At 63.0% G+C, this 18,472-nt stretch carries 18 protein-coding genes; all 18 read left to right on the forward strand.

Features of this window, described 5'->3' with window-relative positions:
- The first annotated feature begins 28 nt into the window (after positions 1 to 28).
- The 18 genes from mshI (at position 29) to E5E96_RS09155 (ending at position 18,435) form a co-directional block, all read left to right on the forward strand.
- Complete coding sequence (gene mshI / locus E5E96_RS09070; RefSeq protein ID WP_171281970.1) at positions 29 to 892, forward strand: MSHA fimbrial biogenesis protein MshI; 864 nt, start codon at positions 29 to 31, stop codon at positions 890 to 892.
- Positions 892 to 1,485 carry an MSHA fimbrial biogenesis protein MshI1 gene (gene mshI1, locus E5E96_RS09075; protein WP_060390565.1) on the forward strand — a complete coding sequence of 198 codons (594 nt, stop codon included), beginning with the start codon at positions 892 to 894 and terminating at the stop codon, positions 1,483 to 1,485. The genes mshI and mshI1 overlap by 1 nt, the downstream gene beginning before the upstream one ends.
- Positions 1,485 to 2,132 (forward strand): MSHA fimbrial biogenesis protein MshJ, encoded by a 648-nt coding sequence (gene mshJ, locus E5E96_RS09080; protein WP_171281971.1) that lies wholly within the window; start codon positions 1,485 to 1,487, stop codon positions 2,130 to 2,132. The genes mshI1 and mshJ overlap by 1 nt, the downstream gene beginning before the upstream one ends.
- The gene (gene mshK, locus E5E96_RS09085) at positions 2,125 to 2,451 is read left to right on the forward strand and encodes an MSHA fimbrial biogenesis protein MshK (protein WP_016349155.1); all 327 of its coding nucleotides are present in this window, start codon (positions 2,125 to 2,127) and stop codon (positions 2,449 to 2,451) included. The genes mshJ and mshK overlap by 8 nt, the downstream gene beginning before the upstream one ends.
- A gap of 70 nt (positions 2,452 to 2,521) precedes the next feature.
- Positions 2,522 to 4,195: a pilus (MSHA type) biogenesis protein MshL gene (gene mshL / locus E5E96_RS09090; RefSeq protein WP_139391387.1), complete on the forward strand. Its 1,674-nt coding sequence runs from the start codon at positions 2,522 to 2,524 to the stop codon at positions 4,193 to 4,195.
- A 77-nt stretch (positions 4,196 to 4,272) separates the two neighbouring features.
- On the forward strand, positions 4,273 to 5,163 hold the full coding sequence (gene mshM, locus E5E96_RS09095) for an MSHA fimbrial biogenesis protein MshM (protein ID WP_171281972.1): 891 nt from the start codon (positions 4,273 to 4,275) through the stop codon (positions 5,161 to 5,163).
- Positions 5,160 to 6,251 carry an MSHA fimbrial biogenesis protein MshN gene (gene mshN, locus E5E96_RS09100; protein WP_171281973.1) on the forward strand — a complete coding sequence of 364 codons (1,092 nt, stop codon included), beginning with the start codon at positions 5,160 to 5,162 and terminating at the stop codon, positions 6,249 to 6,251. The genes mshM and mshN overlap by 4 nt, the downstream gene beginning before the upstream one ends.
- Positions 6,252 to 6,283: 32 nt before the next feature.
- Entirely contained in the window at positions 6,284 to 7,993 is a 1,710-nt protein-coding gene (gene mshE / locus E5E96_RS09105; RefSeq protein ID WP_171281974.1) for an MSHA fimbrial ATPase MshE, read from the forward strand.
- A gap of 53 nt (positions 7,994 to 8,046) precedes the next feature.
- A complete protein-coding gene (gene mshG, locus E5E96_RS09110) occupies positions 8,047 to 9,267 on the forward strand; it encodes an MSHA fimbrial biogenesis protein MshG (protein ID WP_171281975.1) in 1,221 nt (406 codons plus the stop codon).
- A 168-nt stretch (positions 9,268 to 9,435) separates the two neighbouring features.
- Complete coding sequence (locus E5E96_RS09115) at positions 9,436 to 9,897, forward strand: hypothetical protein (RefSeq protein WP_171281976.1); 462 nt, start codon at positions 9,436 to 9,438, stop codon at positions 9,895 to 9,897.
- A gap of 77 nt (positions 9,898 to 9,974) precedes the next feature.
- Entirely contained in the window at positions 9,975 to 10,646 is a 672-nt protein-coding gene (gene mshB, locus E5E96_RS09120) for an MSHA fimbrial major subunit MshB (RefSeq protein ID WP_011704371.1), read from the forward strand.
- Between the two features lie 14 nt (positions 10,647 to 10,660).
- On the forward strand, positions 10,661 to 11,092 hold the full coding sequence (locus E5E96_RS22750) for a prepilin-type N-terminal cleavage/methylation domain-containing protein (protein WP_017408813.1): 432 nt from the start codon (positions 10,661 to 10,663) through the stop codon (positions 11,090 to 11,092).
- A 66-nt stretch (positions 11,093 to 11,158) separates the two neighbouring features.
- Positions 11,159 to 11,650 carry an MSHA fimbrial minor subunit MshC gene (gene mshC, locus E5E96_RS09130; RefSeq protein ID WP_171281977.1) on the forward strand — a complete coding sequence of 164 codons (492 nt, stop codon included), beginning with the start codon at positions 11,159 to 11,161 and terminating at the stop codon, positions 11,648 to 11,650.
- Positions 11,637 to 12,197, forward strand: coding sequence for an MSHA fimbrial minor subunit MshD (gene mshD, locus E5E96_RS09135; protein ID WP_171281978.1), 561 nt, complete (start codon positions 11,637 to 11,639; stop codon positions 12,195 to 12,197). The genes mshC and mshD overlap by 14 nt, the downstream gene beginning before the upstream one ends.
- Entirely contained in the window at positions 12,197 to 13,018 is an 822-nt protein-coding gene (gene mshO, locus E5E96_RS09140) for an MSHA fimbrial biogenesis protein MshO (RefSeq protein ID WP_171281979.1), read from the forward strand. Before mshD ends, mshO begins: the two co-directional genes overlap by 1 nt.
- A gap of 36 nt (positions 13,019 to 13,054) precedes the next feature.
- Positions 13,055 to 13,477 carry an MSHA biogenesis protein MshP gene (locus tag E5E96_RS09145; RefSeq protein ID WP_171281980.1) on the forward strand — a complete coding sequence of 141 codons (423 nt, stop codon included), beginning with the start codon at positions 13,055 to 13,057 and terminating at the stop codon, positions 13,475 to 13,477.
- A 2-nt stretch (positions 13,478 to 13,479) separates the two neighbouring features.
- Positions 13,480 to 17,190 (forward strand): DUF6701 domain-containing protein, encoded by a 3,711-nt coding sequence (locus tag E5E96_RS09150; protein WP_171281981.1) that lies wholly within the window; start codon positions 13,480 to 13,482, stop codon positions 17,188 to 17,190.
- Between the two features lie 204 nt (positions 17,191 to 17,394).
- Positions 17,395 to 18,435 carry a rod shape-determining protein gene (locus E5E96_RS09155; protein WP_005308111.1) on the forward strand — a complete coding sequence of 347 codons (1,041 nt, stop codon included), beginning with the start codon at positions 17,395 to 17,397 and terminating at the stop codon, positions 18,433 to 18,435.
- Positions 18,436 to 18,472: the final 37 nt, after the last annotated feature.

The raw sequence follows: 18,472 nt of genomic DNA on the forward strand, positions 1-18,472 counted from the left end.
CGTTTTTGGCAGCCAGGTGCGGGTTTCAATGAAACAACTTTTCAGACGTTCGACCCCCAGCCGTCAGGTAGGACTCCTGCTGGCCAGCGATCGGATCATGCTGGCTTCGCTCGGCAACCCGCCCACCTTCGCCACCCGCGCCATCAATGGCCCGCAAGAGTGGCCCCAGGCCATGGCCGAGCTGTTCAGCCGCCACGGCCTCGCCAAGTCTAAGGTGCGAGTCGCCCTCGCGGCCAGCCTTTATCAACAGGTCCAGATCGACAAGCCTGCCGTCCCCGATGCTGAAATGGCCGGTGCCCTGCCCTGGGCGGTCAAGGATTACGTCAGTGAATCCGTGCTGCAGCTCGCCATGGATTATGTGGATCTGCCCACCCCGCCGGCGGGCCGGCCGCGTATCAACGTGATCTGCGTGCCCAAGGCGCGGGTACAGCAGCTGGCGGATGCGGTCAACGGCATCGCCAGCCTGGACGCCATCGTCAGCGACGAGCTGGCGATGACCGCGCTGTACGAGCCGGATCAGACGGTGCGCATGCTGCTGTGGCAGCCGAAGGGGCAGGATCTGCAACTGCTGGTGTTCCATCAGGGGGGGCTCTGCTTCTCCCGCCAGCTGCGCGGTTTCGGCGCCCTCACCGGCGAGCATGAGCCTGACGCCATGCAGCTCGATTCGCTGGCGCTGGAGATCCAGCGCTCCCTCGATTACTTGGTGGGCCAGCTCAAACTGCCGGAACTCGGCCAGATGCAGCTCGCTATCGCCTCGCCCTTCATCGGTACCCTGGTGCGCCATATGGAGCAGACCTTCGGCTTTGCCGTCTCCGCCATGGCCAACAAGGCGATCCTGTCCGGCGTGGAATATCTCTCGGCTTATGCAGCTGCTCTGGGGGAGGATGCCTGATGAAACGCCAGATCAACCTCTACGGCGCCGAGTTTCGGCCCAGACGACAGTGGGCCAGCCTCAACCAGATGGCGCTGGTATGGGGCGGCAGCGTGCTGTTGCTGCTGTGTGCCGCCGGCGTCATCGCCTGGCAGCAGCACGTTGTCGGGCGCGAGCTGGTGCAGGTGCGGGCGGCGCTGGAGATCAAGCGCGGCGAGGCGCAGCGGCTGGATGCCGAGCTGGCCCGTCACCAGGCCGATGGCCTGCTGCAACAACAGCTTGTCACCAAGCAGGAGGAGCTGACCGCCAAGCAGGGCCTGATGCGGCAGCTGGGCAGCCTGGCGCTGCAAAAATCCCAGGGCTATGCCGGGCTGATGGCCGATCTGTCCCGCATCCGCGATCCGCAGCTCTCCTTGCAGCGGATCGAGATCGCCGACGGCTACGTCAACCTGTCCGGCTTCGCCGGGCGCAGCCAGGATGTGCCGGCCTGGGTCAACCGTTTCAAGCAGACCCCGTCGCTGGCGGGCAAGCAGTTTGGTGAGCTGACGTTAAGCCGTGACAAGGAGGGCCGGCTGGCCTTCCAGCTCAGCGGCATCGAGCGGGAGAAGCCCTGATGAGCCTGAAAGAGCAGTGGCAGGCCTGGGCCGACAAGATCGCCGCCCTCAGCCAGCGCGAGCGAGTCCTGATCCTGCTGACCGGGGTGGTCGTGGTCGGCGCCGTTGCCATTTATGGCTGGCTGGATGGGGCCGCGGTGCGGCTGGAGCAGGAGCGGCTGGCGCTGAGCACTGCCCAGCGGGATCTGGAGATCATGGATCTCGAAAACCAGGGCAAGCAGGCCAAACTGGCGCGGGATCCGGATCTGCATGTGCGTACCCAGCTGGCGCAGCTGGATGGCGAGCTGGGCAAGCTGGACGCCGAACTCAAGGCCCAGACGGTGGATCTGATCCAGGCCCACGAGATGCCGGCCGTGCTGGAGGCCCTGCTGTCGCGCTCCGCCAATCTGCACATGGTGGCACTCACTTCGCTGACGCCGGAGCCGCTGATGGCGGGCGAGCAGCGCATCAACCTGTTCAAGCACGGCATCCGGCTCAAGCTGGAGGGCGGCTATTTCGATGTGTATCAGTATCTCAAGGCGCTGGAGGGGCTGTCGCGCCACTTCTACTGGAAGCAGTTTGACTACCAGGTGCAGGAGTATCCCAAGGCGGTGGTGGAGATGGAGATCTACACCCTCAGCACCAGCAAGGAGTTTATTCGTGGCTAGATGGTTTCCCCTGTGGGCGTGTCTGTTCAGTCTGCTGGCCCAGGCGCAGCCCGAGCTGTTGCAGGACCCCACCGCGCCTTTGAGCGGCGCGACCAGCGGCGCCAGTGCAACCGGCCAGCGCGAGGCCGGTCTGCCCAGGCTGCAGAGCATCATGCTGGGCAACGGCCCGGCACTGGCGGTGCTCAACGGCAGCAGTTATCGGGTCGGCCAGCAGGTCGACGGTTATCGCGTGGTGGCCATAGGTGCAGATGCCGTGGTGCTGGAGAAGGGGGGCAAGCGCCAGTCGCTGACCCTGTTTGCCAGCAAGGTCCGGATCTGAACGCGCTCCACCCGGGATGGGCGGAGCCAAGTTTGTCGAGTTTAATTGCAAGTCAGGGTGCACTTATTACATGAAAAAACATCATCTCTGCCTGATCTCCGCCGCCGTGCTGACGGCAGGCTGTACCAGCTACCGGCACCCCGAACCCGTGCAGGCCAAGGACGCACTCAGGCATGCCATGACCGAGCAGAACAAGGGCGGGGCGCTGACCAGCGTACCCAAGTCGGTACAGAGCGAACTGCTGCAGCTCAATCGTCCACCCCAGGCCATCAGCATGCCGGAAGCGCGGCTGCGCATTGCCGCCCACGACGTGGATGCGGTGGAGTTTTTCGGCTCTCTGTTCAAGGGCTCCCGCTACAGCGTGGCGGTGCACCCCGGGGTGGCCGGCCAGATCTCGGTCGAGCTCAAGGACGTGACCCTGACCGAAGTGCTGGCAGTGGTGGGTGACATGTACGGCTTCGACGTGCAGCGCAAGGGCAATGTGTTCCACGTCTACCCGGCCGGGCTGCGCACCGAGACCATCCCGGTCAACTACCTGATGATGTCCCGGCGCGGTCTCTCCCGCACCTCGGTCAGCACCGGCGGGGTGGCCTCTAACGACAACAACAGCAGCAATAACAACAACTTCGATAACGCCAACAACAGCACCAACAACAGTACCAGCAACCGCTCCTCCAACGGCAGCTCGAACAGCGACAGCAACGGCACCCGCATCGAGACCGACACCAACAGCGACTACTGGACCGATCTGCGCGACACCCTGCAGACCTTGATCGGCAGCGGCGACGGCCGCGCCGTCATCACCAGCCCGCAGGCGGGCCTGGTGACCATCCGGGCCTATCCGAAGGAGCTCAAGGCGGTGCGCGAGTTCCTCAATCAGTCAGAGAGCCACTTGAAGCGTCAGGTGGTGCTGGAGGCGCGGATCCTGGAAGTGTCCCTCAACGAGGGTTACGAGCAGGGGGTGGACTGGAGCGGTCTTTCCGCCAGCTGGGATGGCAACAAGGGCATCACCGGTGGTGGTTCGCTGACACCGAGCACGATTGCCAACACCCCGAACCAGATCTTCAGCGCCCTGGGTGGCGGGGCCGGCTTCAAGATTTCCGACGGCAACTTCAACGTGGCGGTCAATCTGCTCAAGACCCAGGGGGACGTGAATACCCTCTCCAGCCCGCGGGTGACGGCGACCAACAACCAAAAGGCGGTGATCAAGGTAGGGACCGACGAGTATTTCGTCACCAACGCCTCTACCACGACCACAACCTCAGGCACATCGGCACCGATAGTCACGCCCAATGTAGAGCTGACTCCCTTTTTCTCCGGCATCGCGCTGGACGTGACGCCGCAGATCGACGAAGAGGGCAAGGTGCTGCTGCATATCCACCCCTCCGTCATCGACACCGAAGAGCAGAAGAAAACCATCGATGTCGGCACGGCGGACCCCTTGATCCTGCCGCTGGCCAAGAGCTCGATCCGCGAGTCCGATACCGTGGTGCAGGCCAACAATGGCGACATCATCGTCATCGGCGGCCTGATGAAGACCGACAAGCAGGAGATCGTCAGCAAGGTGCCGCTGCTGGGGGACATTCCCTGGGTCGGCGAGGCTTTCACCAACCGCCGGGAAAGCACCAAGAAGGTGGAGCTGGTGATCCTGCTCAAGCCGACCGTGGTGGAGAAGGACACCTGGCAGAACGAACTGCAGCGCTCCTCCGAGCTGCTCGACAAATGGTATCCGCCCAAGGGCTGAGTCATGATCCTGGACCGGTTTGATCACGTGCCGGGGGCCATCACGGGCTCCCTGGCAGAGATGGCAGGGGATTGCCCATGTACCTGAACCACTTCGGTTTGCAGGAGGCTCCCTTCGGCCTCACCCCCAACACCGGTTTCTATTACGGGCTGCCCCCGCACGAGGAGGCGCTGCAGGTGCTCAACTGGGCGCTGGCGCAGGGGGAGGGCTTCATCAAGGTGACCGGCGAGGTCGGCACCGGCAAGACCCTGCTCTGCCGCAAGCTGCTGAGTGAACTGGGCTCCGAGGAGCGGCCGGTACGTCTGGCCTGGCTGCCCAACCCCCACCTCAACCCGGCCGAGCTGCGCATCGCCCTGGCGCTGGAGCTGGGACTGGCGGTGCGGGATCAGAGCGAGCTGGATCTGACCGATCGCATCCATCGCCATCTCATCGCCTTGCACCAGCAGGGGAGCCGGGTGGTGGTGCTGATCGACGAGGCGCAGGCGCTGCCAGACGAGACGCTGGAGGCAATCCGGCTGTTCGGCAACCTGGAGACCGAATCGAGCAAGCTGCTGCAGATCGTGCTGTTCGGCCAGCCCGAGCTGGACGCCAGGCTGGCCAAGCCCCATCTGCGCCAGCTGCGCCAGCGGATCGGCTTCTCCTACTGCCTGCGGCCGCTGCGTTTCGATGAAACCCGGGCCTACCTGGAGCACAGATTGCAGATTTCCGGTTATCGCGGGGCCCCGCTGTTTGGCGGCCGGGCGCTGCGCCAGCTGTGGCGCGCCTCGCGCGGCATTCCGCGACTCATCAACATACTGGCGCAGAAGTGCCTGATGCTGGCCTATGGCCAGGGGGCGCGCCAGATCGATAGCCGGCTGGTGCGGCTGGCCGTGCGCGACACCGACGATGCCCGCCGCTTCGCGGCGCGGCGCTGGTGGCCTCTCGTGCTGCTGCTGGGCTGCGCCCTCGCCTATGGAGTCTGGCAATGAGCGTGATCAATCAGATGCTCAAGGATCTGGAACAGCGCCAGCAGGGGGGCGAGGGGGCCGTCTATGTGCCACCCGTGCGCCAGCAGGGCTGGTGGATGCTGCTGTTGACCCTGATCTGCGGGCTGGCCCTCGGCATTCTGGGCTGGCGTACCTGGATCTACTGGCAGCAGAGCCAGCGGGTCGTCGAGGCCCGCCAGCTGCAGGCGGAGCCCACACCGGACGCCATCGCCCGTGCGGTTCCCGCAGCGGTGCCGGCCAGTGCAGAACAAGAGCCGGTGGATCAGGTGGTGGCGCTGCCAACTCCGCGCCACCTTGCCGCCCCGCCTGCCGCCGAGCCGCAGCAGGCGCAGGAGCGCGCTGCCGATGACGCCGACGTGGCCGCCATCGATGAGGAGGGGCCGAGCGACGAGGAGCTGCAACCCGACCTCTATGCCGAGCTCGCGGCGGAGCAGGAGGCCCCCGCGGCCGCGCCGCGCAAGCCCGGCGTGCTCAAGATAGAGACGGTCAACCTCTCTGAGGCCGAACTGGCCACCCTGGCCGAGCGCAAGGCCACCACCGCCATGGCCAAGGGGCAACTGCGCGATGCCCAGGACAACTACTATCAGGTGCTGGCCCACGACCCGCGCAATCAGGGGGCTCGCGAACAGCTGGCGGGCCTGCTCTACGGCGAGGGTCGGCTGAGCGAGGCGAGCCAGTTGCTGGAAGAGGGGCTCAGATTCGATCCCGAACAGGCCGATTTCCGGCTGCTGCTGGCGCGGCTCGCCATCAGCGGTGGCGATCAGCTTAAGGCGCTCGGCTGGTTGACCGGCCATCGACCGGATCTGGCCAGCAATCTGGATTATTACGCCACCTGGGCCGGGCTCAGCCAGGAGCTGGGTCAGCATGCCGAGGCGGCGGATCTTTACGTGAAATTGTTGCGCCAGCAGCCGGATCAGGGCCGCTGGTGGCTCGGGCTCGGCGTGGCCGAAGATGGCCAGGGCCACAGCCAGCGGGCTCTGGATGCCTATCGCAATGCCCAGTTGCACGGCAACCTGGGCGAGGCGTCGACCAGCTGGCTCGAACAACGGATTGCGCAGCTTGCCCCCTGACGGGCGGCCGGGATCACTTTTTTGGAGTTTGCATGGCACAACCCAGACTGAAAATGCGCCTCGGCGACCTGCTGGTACAAGAGCAGATCATCTCGGATGATCAGCTGCAGCTCGCCCTGCAGCAGCAGCGTCAGACCGGCCGCAAGCTGGGCACCACCCTGATCGATCTCGGCTTCATCAGCGAGGTGCAACTGCTGCAGTTCCTCGCTCGCCAGCTGGATGTGCCCTTCTTCGATCTCAACAACCTCACCATAGATGCGTCGGCGGTGCCGCTGCTGCCGGAAGTGCAGGCGCGCCGCTATCGCGCGCTGGCGGTCAACCTCACCGACAACAAGGTGACGGTGGCCATGTCGGATCCGGCCGATTTGAGCGCCCTCGACGCCATCGCGGCGCTGCTGCGCCCGCGGGAGATGGGGTTGGCGGTGGCGCGGGAAGGCCAGCTGCTGGAGTATTTCGACCGCCTCTATCGCCGCACCCGTGAGATCGAGAGCTTTGCCGAACAGCTGCATGAGGAGTATCAGGACGCCGGCTTCGAGCTGGGCTCCAGCAATCTCGGGGCCGGTGACGAGGGGGAGGCGACGGTGGCCAAGCTGCTGCGCTCCCTGTTCGAGGATGCGGTGCAGGTGGGGGCTTCCGATATTCACATCGAGCCGGACGAGAAGGTGCTGCGCATTCGCCAGCGCATCGACGGCATCCTGCACGAGAACATCCTGAGCGAGGTACGTATCGCCCAGGCTCTGGTGTTGCGCCTCAAGCTGGTGGCCGGCCTCGACATCTCTGAGAAGCGGCTGCCACAGGATGGCCGCTTCAACATGAAGGTGCGCGGCCGCGACGTGGATGTGCGGATGTCGACCATGCCGGTGCAGTACGGCGAATCCGTGGTGATGCGGCTGCTGGACCAATCCTCCGGCATCCTGTCGCTGACCGAGATCGGCATGCCGCCGGAGATCCTGACCCGCTTCCGGCGCCAGCTCAAGCGGCCCCACGGCATGATCCTGGTGACGGGGCCGACCGGCAGCGGCAAGACCACCACCCTCTACGGCGCCCTCTCCGAGCTCAACCAGGCCAGCCAGAAGATCATCACGGTGGAAGATCCGGTGGAATACCGGCTGCCCAGGGTCAATCAGGTTCAGGTCAATCCCAAGATCGGGCTGACCTTCTCCCACGTGCTGCGCTCCACCCTGCGTCAGGATCCGGACATCCTGCTGGTGGGCGAGATGCGGGACAACGAAACGGTGGAGATCGGCCTGCGCGGCGCCATCACCGGTCACCTGGTGCTGACCACGCTGCACACCAACGATGCGGTCACCAGCGCCCTGCGCCTCATCGACATGGGGGCCCCAGGTTATCTGGTGGCGAGCGCGCTGCGGGCGGTGGTGGCCCAGCGGCTGGTGCGGCGGGTGTGCGAGCACTGCGTCGAGGAGAAGGCGCCGGATGAAGGCCAGGCCACCTGGCTGACCGTGCTCTCCGGCGAAGCGCCGGGCCAGCACGTCTATCACAAGGGACGCGGCTGCCAGAGCTGCAACTTCACCGGCTATGCCGGCCGGATCGGGGTGTACGAGCTGCTGGAGCTGGATCAGCCCATGATGGACTCCCTGCGCCGCAACGACGCTGAAGGGTTTGCCAAGGCGGCCCGCCAGCACCCGCACTACCGGCCGCTGGCGCTGACGGCGCTCGATTACGCTCGCCAGGGGATCACCTCGGTGGACGAGGTGCTGCGGCTGGCGGAGGACCTGGGGTAAGTGATGACCAACTTCATCGGCAATGAACGCGGCCGGCTGGCGCGAGGCACCCCATGAGCAGCTTCACCTACAAGGGGCGCGACAGCCAGGGCAATGCCGTCAGCGGGGTGGTGGACGCGGCCAATGAGATGGCTGCGGCCGAGCAGCTGATGCGCCGCGGCGTGATGCCGACAGAGCTGAAACCCGGCAAGGCGAAGGCGGCCGCCCTCGACTGGTCGCTCTTGCTGGAGCGGGGCGTGCGGCTGGACGAGCTGGTGGTGTTCAGCCGCCAGATGTATGCCCTGACCCGGGCCGGCATCCCCATCCTGCGCGCCATCGCCGGGCTGGAGGAGAGCGCCCACAGCAAGCCGCTCAAGCGGGCGCTGCACGCGCTGGGAGAGGATCTGGGCAACGGCCGGCCGCTGTCGAGCTCGATGCAGGCCCACCCCAGGGTGTTCAGCAGCCTGTTCGTGGCCATCATCCACGTGGGGGAGAACACAGGTCAGCTGGAAGAGGCGTTCTTGCAGCTTGCCAACTATTTCGAGCTGGAGCTGGAAACCCGCAAGCGGATCAAGACCGCCATGCGCTACCCCAGCTTCGTGCTGATTGCCATCGGTATCGCCATGGTGATCCTCAACATCATGGTGATCCCGGTTTTTGCCGGCATGTTCGCCAAATTTGGCGTCGAGCTGCCGCTGGCGACCCGGATCCTGCTCGCCACCTCCCACTTCTTCGTGCACTACTGGTGGGTGATGCTCGGCGTGTTGCTGGCCATGGTGTTTGGCTGGCGGCGCTGGGTGAGCACGGTCAAGGGCAAGCTGACCTGGCACAGATGGCAGCTCAAGTTGCCGATCGTCGGCACCATCATAGAGCGCTCCCTGCTGGCCCGCTTTGCCCGCAGCTTCTCCATGATGCTCAAGGCCGGGGTGCCGCTCAACACGGCGCTGAGCCTGGTGGCCGATGCGGTGGACAACGCCTGGATGGCGGGCCGGATCCGCGACATGCGGGTCGGTATCGAGCGGGGTGAGAGTCTGCTGCGCACCGCCGGCAGCAGCGGCCTGTTCACCCCGCTGGTGATGCAGATGATCGCGGTGGGGGAAGAGACCGGCCAGGTCGATGATCTGCTGCACGAGGCAGCCGAGTATTACGAGCGGGAGGTGGACTATGACCTCAAGAGTCTCACCGCCCGGATCGAGCCGATCCTGATCGGGATCGTGGCGGTCATGGTATTGATCCTGGCGCTGGGCATCTTCACGCCGATGTGGGACATGATGCGGGCCGTACGCGGCAAGTAACCGGTATCTCTACGGTCACTGAGGCGGGACATGATGGGGGCTGTGAGTGGCAAGTAAGCCGGTATCTTTACCATCACTGAGGCGGGGCATGATGTGTGCCGTGCGTGGCAAGTAACCGGGCAATGAGGCGGGCGGTATGGGTAAGCGGCAGAGTGTGGAGCGAGATGGGTGAGTCGACAGTCACAACAGGATGAGCACTGGCTGGGAAGCTATCGGCGGCTGGCCGTGGGGATCCTGTTGCTGATCATGGTGGCGACCCTGGCCCGGAGCTATCTTGTCCACCGGGAGGAGGCGCTGGCCGTCAGCCTGACCCTGCTGGGGGAGCAATTTGCCGAGCGCGCACAAAGGTTGCATGGGCTCTGGCTCGATCAGCGGCGTCCCGCCGTGCTGCATGTCGATGGGATGGCCTGGCAGTTTGATGAGCGTGGCTGGCCACTGGGTGCCGGTACAGTGATGACGCCGTCGGAAAACTGCCGCTGGCTGTGGGAGCAACTCATCGGTAAAGCAGCGTCGACCCAGCCGCCTGTGCAGGCCTTGGCGAGTCTGGATGGCGAAGGGTGCGAGTTCGGCTGGGAGAATAATTGGCTGATTTATCAATTTTCTGACGGCAGAGTGCGCCAAAAGCCCTGAATGAGGCTTGTTTTGCGATTCAGCTAAATGATTTTTTTATATCTGCATGAAATAATGCGGGTTATTACGGAGGGTCCATGACAACAACGCGACTGGTACCAAGATATTCCGGTGTGGTGAGTCCCCATCGGGCAGCGGGTTTCTCGTTGATCGAGCTGGTGATCGTCATCGTCATCCTGGGGATCCTGGCGGTCACCGCCTTGCCCCGCTTTCTCGATGTCACGGACGAAGCCAAGAAAGCCAGTGTGGAGGGGGTCTCCGGCGGGTTTGCCACCGGCGTGTCGCTGGTGCGGGCTCAATGGGAGGCCGAAGGGCGCGCGAAGCAGGACAGCCTCAACACCGTGCTCTATGACGGTTCACGCTTTTATCTGACCACGCCGACCGACACTCAGGTCAGCAACGGCGAACTGTCGCCGGGCTATCCCATGGATACCTCGGCCGGTGGCGGCATCGACGTGGATCCGGCCAACCTGACGGCCCCGCGCTGTCTCAAGATTTGGGAGGGTCTGCTGCAGAACCCGCCCAAGGCTACCGCCAGCTTCAGCGAGGTGCGTGGTAGCGGCAATGACCTGAAATACTATGTCAGTGTGACCAATAACGGCCTGGACTCGGTCTGCCGCTACTATCTGGTCAATAGTTTGAGTAAGGGTAGTGATGGCAAGTATCAGGATCCGCAAGGCAGTACTGATGCATTCATGAGTTTCAGTTACCGTCCGGCCTCCGGTCAGGTGACCACCAATATCAATTGACAGAGGAAAGCAATATGAAAAAACAGGCGGGTTTTACCCTGATCGAACTGGTCATCGTGATCATCATTCTGGGTATCCTGGCAGTGACCGCGGCTCCCAAGTTCCTGAATCTGCAGGATGATGCCAAGAAGTCCGCCGCTCAGGGCGTACAGGCCGCAGTCAGCAGCTCAGCTCAGCTGGTTTACAGCAAGTCAGCACTGGTGGGTGTCGAGCGTGATGTAAGCGGTTCGGTAAGCACCAGTGATGGAGCCAGCATTGATGTTGTGTATGGTTATCCGGCAGCGACCAGCGCTGGCATCCAGCGCGCCGTTACCATCGATGGCTCTTGGACTGGTGCCGTGTCTAGCGGTACTTTCGTATTCGCAACCAGCGGTTCCAAGTGCACTGTGACCTATGCTCCCGCTACCAGCACAGCTGGCGCCACCACCACTCTGGGTGGATGCTGATTCAGTGTTAGTGTCAATGAGGCGAGGCTTATGCCTCGCCTCATTGTTTATGAACAGGGAACGAGAATGCAACGAGGCTTTACCCTGATTGAACTGGTTATCGTGATCCTGTTGCTAGGGATTCTGGCCGCCTTTGCCGTGCCCAAATTGCTGGGCAAAGGCGGCTTTGAAACCCAAACCCTTCGTGATGAGCTGCTGACCCGGCTGCGGCTGGTGCAGACCATCAACATGCATGAACCCGCCGACCGCTGTACCCAGCTGGTAGTGGAGGCTTCCCGTTTTGCCCATATCACGCTGGCGGTTGCCGGTGCGGCATGCCCGGCTCCCGGCCTCATGACCGGCTGGAGCGACAATCAGCGCACCCGTGGCCGCCTTGTGACCCCTTCCGCCGGTATGGCGGTCTCCCTCAATAATGCCAGCAGTTTCGTGATCCGCTTTGATCAGATGGGCAGGCCGCTCGGCAGCTGTGCCACGGGTTGTACCCTGCTGGTGAGCGATGGCCGCGAAACCGGCCGCCTCAAGATAGAGTCCGAGGGCTATATCCATGAGAGCCCCTGAGCGCGGTTTTACCCTGATCGAGTTGATCGTGGGCATAGTGCTGCTGGCGGTGGCACTGACCGGCATCCTCGGCCTGTTGATCAACCAGGCTCCCCAGGCGGTGGATCCGATGCAGCAGGTGCGGGCCGCCCAGCTGGCCCAGCGCCTGGCGGGCGAGATCCAGCAAACATCATTCGATGAACAGTCGGATCACAACGGTGGCCGTTATCGTTGTGGTGAGGTGGTGGCCGGCGTCACCATTCAGGTCTGCTCGACCCACTATGGCCCGGACGGTGAGCCTGCCCCCTACATGTTCAACGACGTGGACGATTTCGATACTGCTGGCAGCTGGAAAGATGCCAGCTTCTACACCCAGAGCGGCGGCATCATCGCCAGCGACGAGTATCGCAACTATCAAGTCAAGATTGCGGTGAGCCCGGTCGACTTCAGCGATGGCAACTTCAAGACCTGTACTGCCCCCTGTTCGGTGGGCAAGCGCATTGATCTGCAGGTGCGCCTGCCTGACGAGAGCGTGCTCGACTTCTCCTTCTATCGGGGAAACTACTGATGCGGACGGCGAGCGGTTTTACCCTGATCGAACTGGTGATGGTGATCCTGTTGCTGGGGATCATGGCCACCTTCGCCAGCCAGTTCATCGGCATCGGCACCCAGATCTACGGCGATGCCAGCAGCCGCGAACAGCTGATGAGCGATGCCCGCTTCGCCATGGAGCGGCTCAACCGCGAGGTGCGCGATGCGTTGCCGGGCTCCGAGCGGATTGAAACCCTGGATGGCAGCTGGGACGACAGCGGTCCCTGCCTGCGTTTCTGGCCCATCAGCACCTCCAGCCGCTATCTTGCGCTCAACCGGGCCCAGTCCGGCAGCACATCCACTCTGGAACTGGTGATGGCGACCCCTGCCTCGGCCGTCGCTCCCATCAGTCCGGATGCCAATGCGGTCAAGGCGGGGGACCTGATGGTGGTCTTCCCGATGCCGACGTCAGCGGCCGGCTCACTGGTCAATGGCTGTGAATATGGCCGCTGTGTCGCCAGGGTCACCGAGGTGCTGGCGCCGGTATCGGGGGCGCAGACCGTTCGCTATACCAGTGGCGAGACCCTGGCCGGGATCTCGCCCGGCAGCCGGGTCTATTTTGCCAATCAGCAGGTACGCTACTGCGTGGAAGGCAGCACGATGACGCGATCCAGCGCCGCGATCGGTGCCCCTGTTGCAGCGGGTGTGCTGATGGCCGAGTCGCTCCGTGCCGGCAACTTCTATCGGGAGGTCTCGGCCTTCAACGCCGAAGGGGAATTTGGTCTGCGGCTGGTGTTCGAGCGCAAAGGAGAAGTTGTCACCTTCAACCACAAGCTGGGGGTATTCAATGTTCCCTGAGCGGCGCCAGAGCAAGAAGATGGGGGCAGTGCCCTGATGATCGCCCTGTTCGTGATCGTGGTGATGGCCATGCTGGCGGCGGCCATGGGGCGCTTTCTGCTCGACAGCAGCGAGAAAAATACGGTGGAAGTGCGCAGCGTGCGTGCCTTGCTGGCGGCCCAGAGCGGGTTGGAAGTGGCGCTCTATCGGCTGTTCCCCAACCGGACGGCGGCCCAACCTCAGCCACCTGCGGTGTGTGAGTCCAGCAGAACGATCAGCTTCACCGGCAATCCGGGGCTGATCGACTGTCAGGCGGTAGTACAGTGCCGCAGTGTCTCGGCGACCTATAACGGCATGACGAGCACCGGTTATCGCCTCCAGAGTGTCGGTACCTGCGGTTTGCGCAATGATCTGACCAGTGCCAGTCCAGACTTCAGGGTGAGCCGCACCCTGATGGTCGAAGCGTATGACGGAGGCTGAAGATGAAATGGTTGTGGGCGCTGGCCCTCTTCACTAGCCAGGTCTGGGCGTTCGATCCCATCGATACCGGCTCGCTCTTCCCGGCCGTGGTGCAGGGCCATCATGGCAACAACAACGATGCCTGCCACCAGATCAACGGATACCAGCTGATCCAGCTCAACAACGCCAAGATCAATGGTAGCGGCGGGCTGCCACTCAACTTCTGCTCCATCCAGCCGGATCAGAACAACACGCGGCGCTGCGACGATGGTGCTGGCGGCTACAAGGTCTGTACCGTCACCGGCAGTGACATTCGCGGGCTTGCGCTGAACGGCAACAATGCCTTCCCCTCCAACAATGCCAATACGACCCAGACCTGCTCGTCCGGCTCGCAGAGTGCTTCCAGCGCGGCTTATGACACCATGACGGTGGAAAGCTGCACCATGACTTTCCCCAGTCGCAGCACCTATCAGTTCAAAACGCTGACGGTGCGCAACAACGCGACCCTGGTGCTGGGCGAGGGGGATTATTTCATCGACCGCCTGAACCTGGACAACGGCACCATCCGTCTCTCCGGCAGCGGGACCACCCGGATCTTCGTCAACCAGGACGTGAAGCTGGTCAACACGGTCAGTATCAACGCCAACAACCAGGGCAGCCTCATCTGGGTGAACTACAACAACATGGTGATCGACAACAGCACCACGTTTTATGGTTACCTCTATACCGACGGGCTGCTCAACATGAACAACAATGCCACCGTCTATGGCAAGGTGACGGCCGGCTACCTGAAGATGGATGCTCAATCCAGCATCAATACGGCGGTGTTGCCGCCTATGCTGACCTGTTTTGCCGATGGCTTCGACAGCGCCCAGATCAACCCGGACAGCTGGGTGGTGGCCCAGCGCAACAACAGCACCCTGCCATCGGTACAGAACGGCCGTCTGCGCCTCACCCAGAACATTACCGATCAGGCCACTTCGGCCACTTTCCAGCGCCTCTTCCCGGGGGCTGGCAACCTGGTGACGGTCGAATTCGATCAATACGCCTACAAGACTTCCGGCACGAGCGGGGCGGACGGCATGGCGGTGGTGCTCTCAGATGCCACCCTGACGCCGCAGCCGGGGGCGTTTGGCGGCCCGCTGGGCTATGGCTACAAGACAGGGATCAGCGGCTTTGCCGGCGGCTGGCTCGGGGTGGGGCTCGACGAGTACGGCAACTATGCCAACGAAGGGGGAAGTACCAACCTGGGGTCGCGGCCGCAGGCGGTCTCCATCCGTGGTTCGGGGTCGGGCACCTCGGGCTATCGCTATCTGACGGGGACGGTCAGCAACCTGAATCCGCCCGTCGACAGCGGAACCAATAGCAATCGCCCCCATCGCTATCGCATCACGGTCGACTCCCGCTCCGCAGGCAACTCGCTGGCCACCGTCGAGCGGGATACCGGCTCGGGGTACAGCACCCTGGTTGGCCCCATCAACATGACGAGCCAGAGCGGTCAGGCGGCAGTGCCGGCCAATTTCCTGCTCTCTCTGACCGGCTCCACCGGTTCGGTGACCAACTTCCACGAGATAGACAACGTGCGGATCTGTGCCCTGCGCTCCAACCCGGTGGGTACCCAGATCGATCACTTCGAATTTGACCACAGTGGCAATGCGCTGACCTGCAACCCGGAAACCCTTACCATCCGGGCCTGCGCCAATCCGGACTGCAGCCAGTTGATCACCGATCAGGTCAGCGCCAGCCTGCTTCCTGCCAGCAGTACCAGTGGTGGCTGGATCGGGGGCAATGTGGTCAGCTTCAGTGGCGGCACCACTACGCTGCAGCTCAGAAACAACACGGCCGGATCGGTTACCGTGGGGGTCAGCGGCTCGACGCCCTCGACCAAACCGCTCAGCACCACCCTCTGCCGGTCGGGCGGCGGGGCGCTCAGCAGCGCCGCCTGTACTCTCACCTTTGCCGACAGTGGCTTCGTCTTTGACGTGCCCGACACCTACTCGAACCAGCCGCAGACAGTGGCCATCAAGGCGGTCAAGAAGAGCGACGTGACCAAGCAGTGCGTGCCGGGTTTTGCCAATCAGAGCAAGAGCGTCAAGTTCTGGAGCAGCTACGTTTTGCCGACCAGCAATAACTACAACAGCAAGATAAGCGTCAACAGCAGTGTGATCGGTACCGATCTGGGCAGCGCTACCCTGGTGCCGCTCGCTTTCGACGCGCAAGGCCAGTCGACCATTACGGTCAAGTATCCGGATGCCGGCCAGATGCAGTTGGATGCCCGCTACGACGGCACGGGCAATGAAGCGGGGCTGGTGATGACCGGCGCCGACCAGTTTGTGGCGCGTCCGGTCGGCTTGTGCATTACGCCCCCGCAAGGCGTCTGCGCGGCAGGGGACAGCAGTTGCCCGGTGTTCAAGAAGGCGGGAGATAGCTTCCAGGTAGACATCAAGGCGATGGCCTGGGAATCGGCCAACGATGGGGATATTTGTGCCGGGAACCAGACCACGCCCAACTTTGTCCTGCCCAAGATTGCCCTGGGCAGCACCTTGATGGCGCCAAACCCCGGCACCAATGCAGCGGTGGGAACGGCTACCTATAACCATGTTCCCGCGAGCAACAGCCTCAACAGCGTTACCCAGACGGTGAGCGAGGTCGGGGTATTCCGGATGACGGCGACGCCACCGGTGGCAACGCCGCCAGAGGGAAGCACTGTATCTACGGGTTATTTCGGCTACACCATCCCTCCCGCCAGCAGCGTGCCGGTGGGCCGCTTCGTACCTTGGGACTTTAATCTGTTCAGCGGGACCGTGACCCCCGCCTGTGGCGGTTTCAGCTACATGAGTCAGCCGTTTGGCGTGAAGATGCGTCTGCAGGCTCGCAACAAGCAGGGCGGGGTGACCCTCAATTACCGCGACGCCTTTGCCAGAGGACTGATCTATCTGGTCGGTGCCGACAACAAGGACGGCATCGATCGAACCGATCGGATCGGCAGCCTGGCGACCAACTGGCAGGCTGGCGAGGTCATTTTCGATGGCAGCAGCCGGTTTGCCCGTCTGGCAGAGCGGACGCCGTCGCTCACCACGCCGGAAGAGCCCTTTTTCAAGCTCCGGTTCGGGTTGCGCGTCATCGATGGTGAAAACCCGTCGATCACGACCCTGACCGGAATGAACATGAACACAGGCGTGTCGGGTGACTGCCAAGTCGGAGTGACCTGCAATGCGAAGCAGCTGAGCATCCCGGCAGTGGTTGATGACACCATGGTTGCCTACTACGGCAGGGTGCTGGCCGGTACGGATCGTGGCGCCGCCAGCGAGCCGCTGTCGCTCTCCTTGCTGATGCAGCACTACCAGAACGGCGCCTGGAGCAGCAATAAGGCAGATGTGTGCAGCACGCTCTCGCTGGCCAATGACGGTGTGCTCTTTACCGATGATACCCAGCACTATGATGTGGCCAGTGGCGATCTGGTGTTGGGAACGGCGACCAGGATCACGGTGGGTCTGGGAGCCCCTTCGCCAGGGGCCGTCGTAGGGAAGGCCGACAAGGGAGAGTTGCTGTTCAACTTTGGCGCTCCTCAGTTCGCTGTCCGCGTGCCATATCACATCGTGCTGGAAAAACAACCGCAACAGCCGCGCTGGCTGGCCGATCCGGGGAACCCGAACAGCCTGCTGGGTGAGGCCATTTTCGGCTCCAGCCGGGGTAATGACAGAATTATTTATCGGCGCGAAGTGATGCACTGAGCGGGGAGTCGGGGCGGATCTGTCACCTTCGCCCCCCTATCCCCTTGTTTATTAGCGTTTGTCGGCTTGTGCGGGTGAGTGATGACTCGCATTTTTGTCGCGCCTGATGGGTTGGCGACAGTTTGAGCGCTTGCCGATTGGGGTGGGCATTGGTAAAGTTAGCCGGTTTTCTGCACCTCCAAATTCTTAGGATTTCCCGTAGCCATGTTCAAAAAGCTCAGAGGCGTCTTTTCCAACGATCTGTCGATCGACTTGGGAACTGCCAACACCCTGATCTATGTAAAAGATCAAGGGATCGTCCTTAACGAACCCTCAGTTGTCGCCATTCGCCAAGAGCGCGGGAACGCCAAATCGGTCGCTGCCGTCGGTCATGCCGCCAAGCAGATGCTGGGTCGTACCCCTGGTAACATCTCCGCCATTCGCCCGATGAAAGACGGCGTGATCGCCGATTTCTACGTGACCGAGAAGATGCTGCAGCACTTCATCAAGCAGGTTCACGACAACAACTATTTCCGCCCCAGCCCGCGCGTGCTGGTGTGCGTGCCGTGCGGCTCCACCCAGGTGGAACGTCGCGCCATCAAGGAATCCGCTCTGGGTGCCGGTGCCCGCGAGGTCTACCTGATCGATGAACCCATGGCTGCCGCCATCGGTGCCGGCCTGCCGGTCTCCGAAGCGACCGGTTCCATGGTGGTCGATATCGGTGGTGGTACCACCGAAGTGGCCATCATCTCCCTGAACGGTGTGGTTTACTCCCAGTCCGTCCGTATCGGCGGCGACAAGTTCGACGAAGCCATCATCAGTTACGTGCGTCGCAACTACGGCAGCCTGATCGGGGAAGCCACCGCCGAGCGCATCAAGCACGAGATCGGCTCCGCCTATCCGGGCGAAGAGGTGCGCGAGATCGAAGTGCGTGGTCGCAACCTGGCCGAAGGTGTGCCGCGCAGCTTCACCCTCAACTCCAACGAGATCCTGGAAGCGCTGCAAGAGCCGCTGTCCGGTATCGTCTCTGCCGTCATGGTGGCGCTGGAGCAGTCTCCGCCCGAGCTGGCCTCCGACATCTCCGAGCGCGGCATGGTGCTGACCGGTGGTGGTGCCCTGCTGAAAGATATCGACCGTCTGCTGATGGAAGAGACCGGTATCCCGGTGGTGGTTGCCGAAGATCCGCTGACTTGCGTGGCCCGTGGTGGCGGCAAGGCACTGGAGCTGATCGATATGCACGGTGGCGATCTGTTCCACTACGAATAAGACCCAAAGCCGGCCAGCGTGCCGGCTCTTTTTTGAC

Source organism: Aeromonas sp. 1805, from assembly GCF_013085525.1.
GTDB lineage: Bacteria > Pseudomonadota > Gammaproteobacteria > Enterobacterales > Aeromonadaceae > Aeromonas > Aeromonas hydrophila.

Coding starts and splice junctions, on each gene's coding strand:
- mshG (WP_171281975.1), top strand. CDS start 8,047: ATGAGCAGCTTCACCTACAAGGGGCGCGACAGCCAGGGCAATGCCGTC.
- mshE (WP_171281974.1), top strand. CDS start 6,284: ATGGCACAACCCAGACTGAAAATGCGCCTCGGCGACCTGCTGGTACAA.
- mshI (WP_171281970.1), top strand. CDS start 29: ATGAAACAACTTTTCAGACGTTCGACCCCCAGCCGTCAGGTAGGACTC.
- E5E96_RS09145 (WP_171281980.1), top strand. CDS start 13,055: ATGATCGCCCTGTTCGTGATCGTGGTGATGGCCATGCTGGCGGCGGCC.
- mshI1 (WP_060390565.1), top strand. CDS start 892: ATGAAACGCCAGATCAACCTCTACGGCGCCGAGTTTCGGCCCAGACGA.
- mshJ (WP_171281971.1), top strand. CDS start 1,485: ATGAGCCTGAAAGAGCAGTGGCAGGCCTGGGCCGACAAGATCGCCGCC.
- mshL (WP_139391387.1), top strand. CDS start 2,522: ATGAAAAAACATCATCTCTGCCTGATCTCCGCCGCCGTGCTGACGGCA.
- E5E96_RS09150 (WP_171281981.1), top strand. CDS start 13,480: ATGAAATGGTTGTGGGCGCTGGCCCTCTTCACTAGCCAGGTCTGGGCG.
- mshO (WP_171281979.1), top strand. CDS start 12,197: ATGCGGACGGCGAGCGGTTTTACCCTGATCGAACTGGTGATGGTGATC.
- E5E96_RS22750 (WP_017408813.1), top strand. CDS start 10,661: ATGAAAAAACAGGCGGGTTTTACCCTGATCGAACTGGTCATCGTGATC.
- mshN (WP_171281973.1), top strand. CDS start 5,160: ATGAGCGTGATCAATCAGATGCTCAAGGATCTGGAACAGCGCCAGCAG.
- mshD (WP_171281978.1), top strand. CDS start 11,637: ATGAGAGCCCCTGAGCGCGGTTTTACCCTGATCGAGTTGATCGTGGGC.
- mshC (WP_171281977.1), top strand. CDS start 11,159: ATGCAACGAGGCTTTACCCTGATTGAACTGGTTATCGTGATCCTGTTG.
- E5E96_RS09155 (WP_005308111.1), top strand. CDS start 17,395: ATGTTCAAAAAGCTCAGAGGCGTCTTTTCCAACGATCTGTCGATCGAC.
- mshB (WP_011704371.1), top strand. CDS start 9,975: ATGACAACAACGCGACTGGTACCAAGATATTCCGGTGTGGTGAGTCCC.
- mshM (WP_171281972.1), top strand. CDS start 4,273: ATGTACCTGAACCACTTCGGTTTGCAGGAGGCTCCCTTCGGCCTCACC.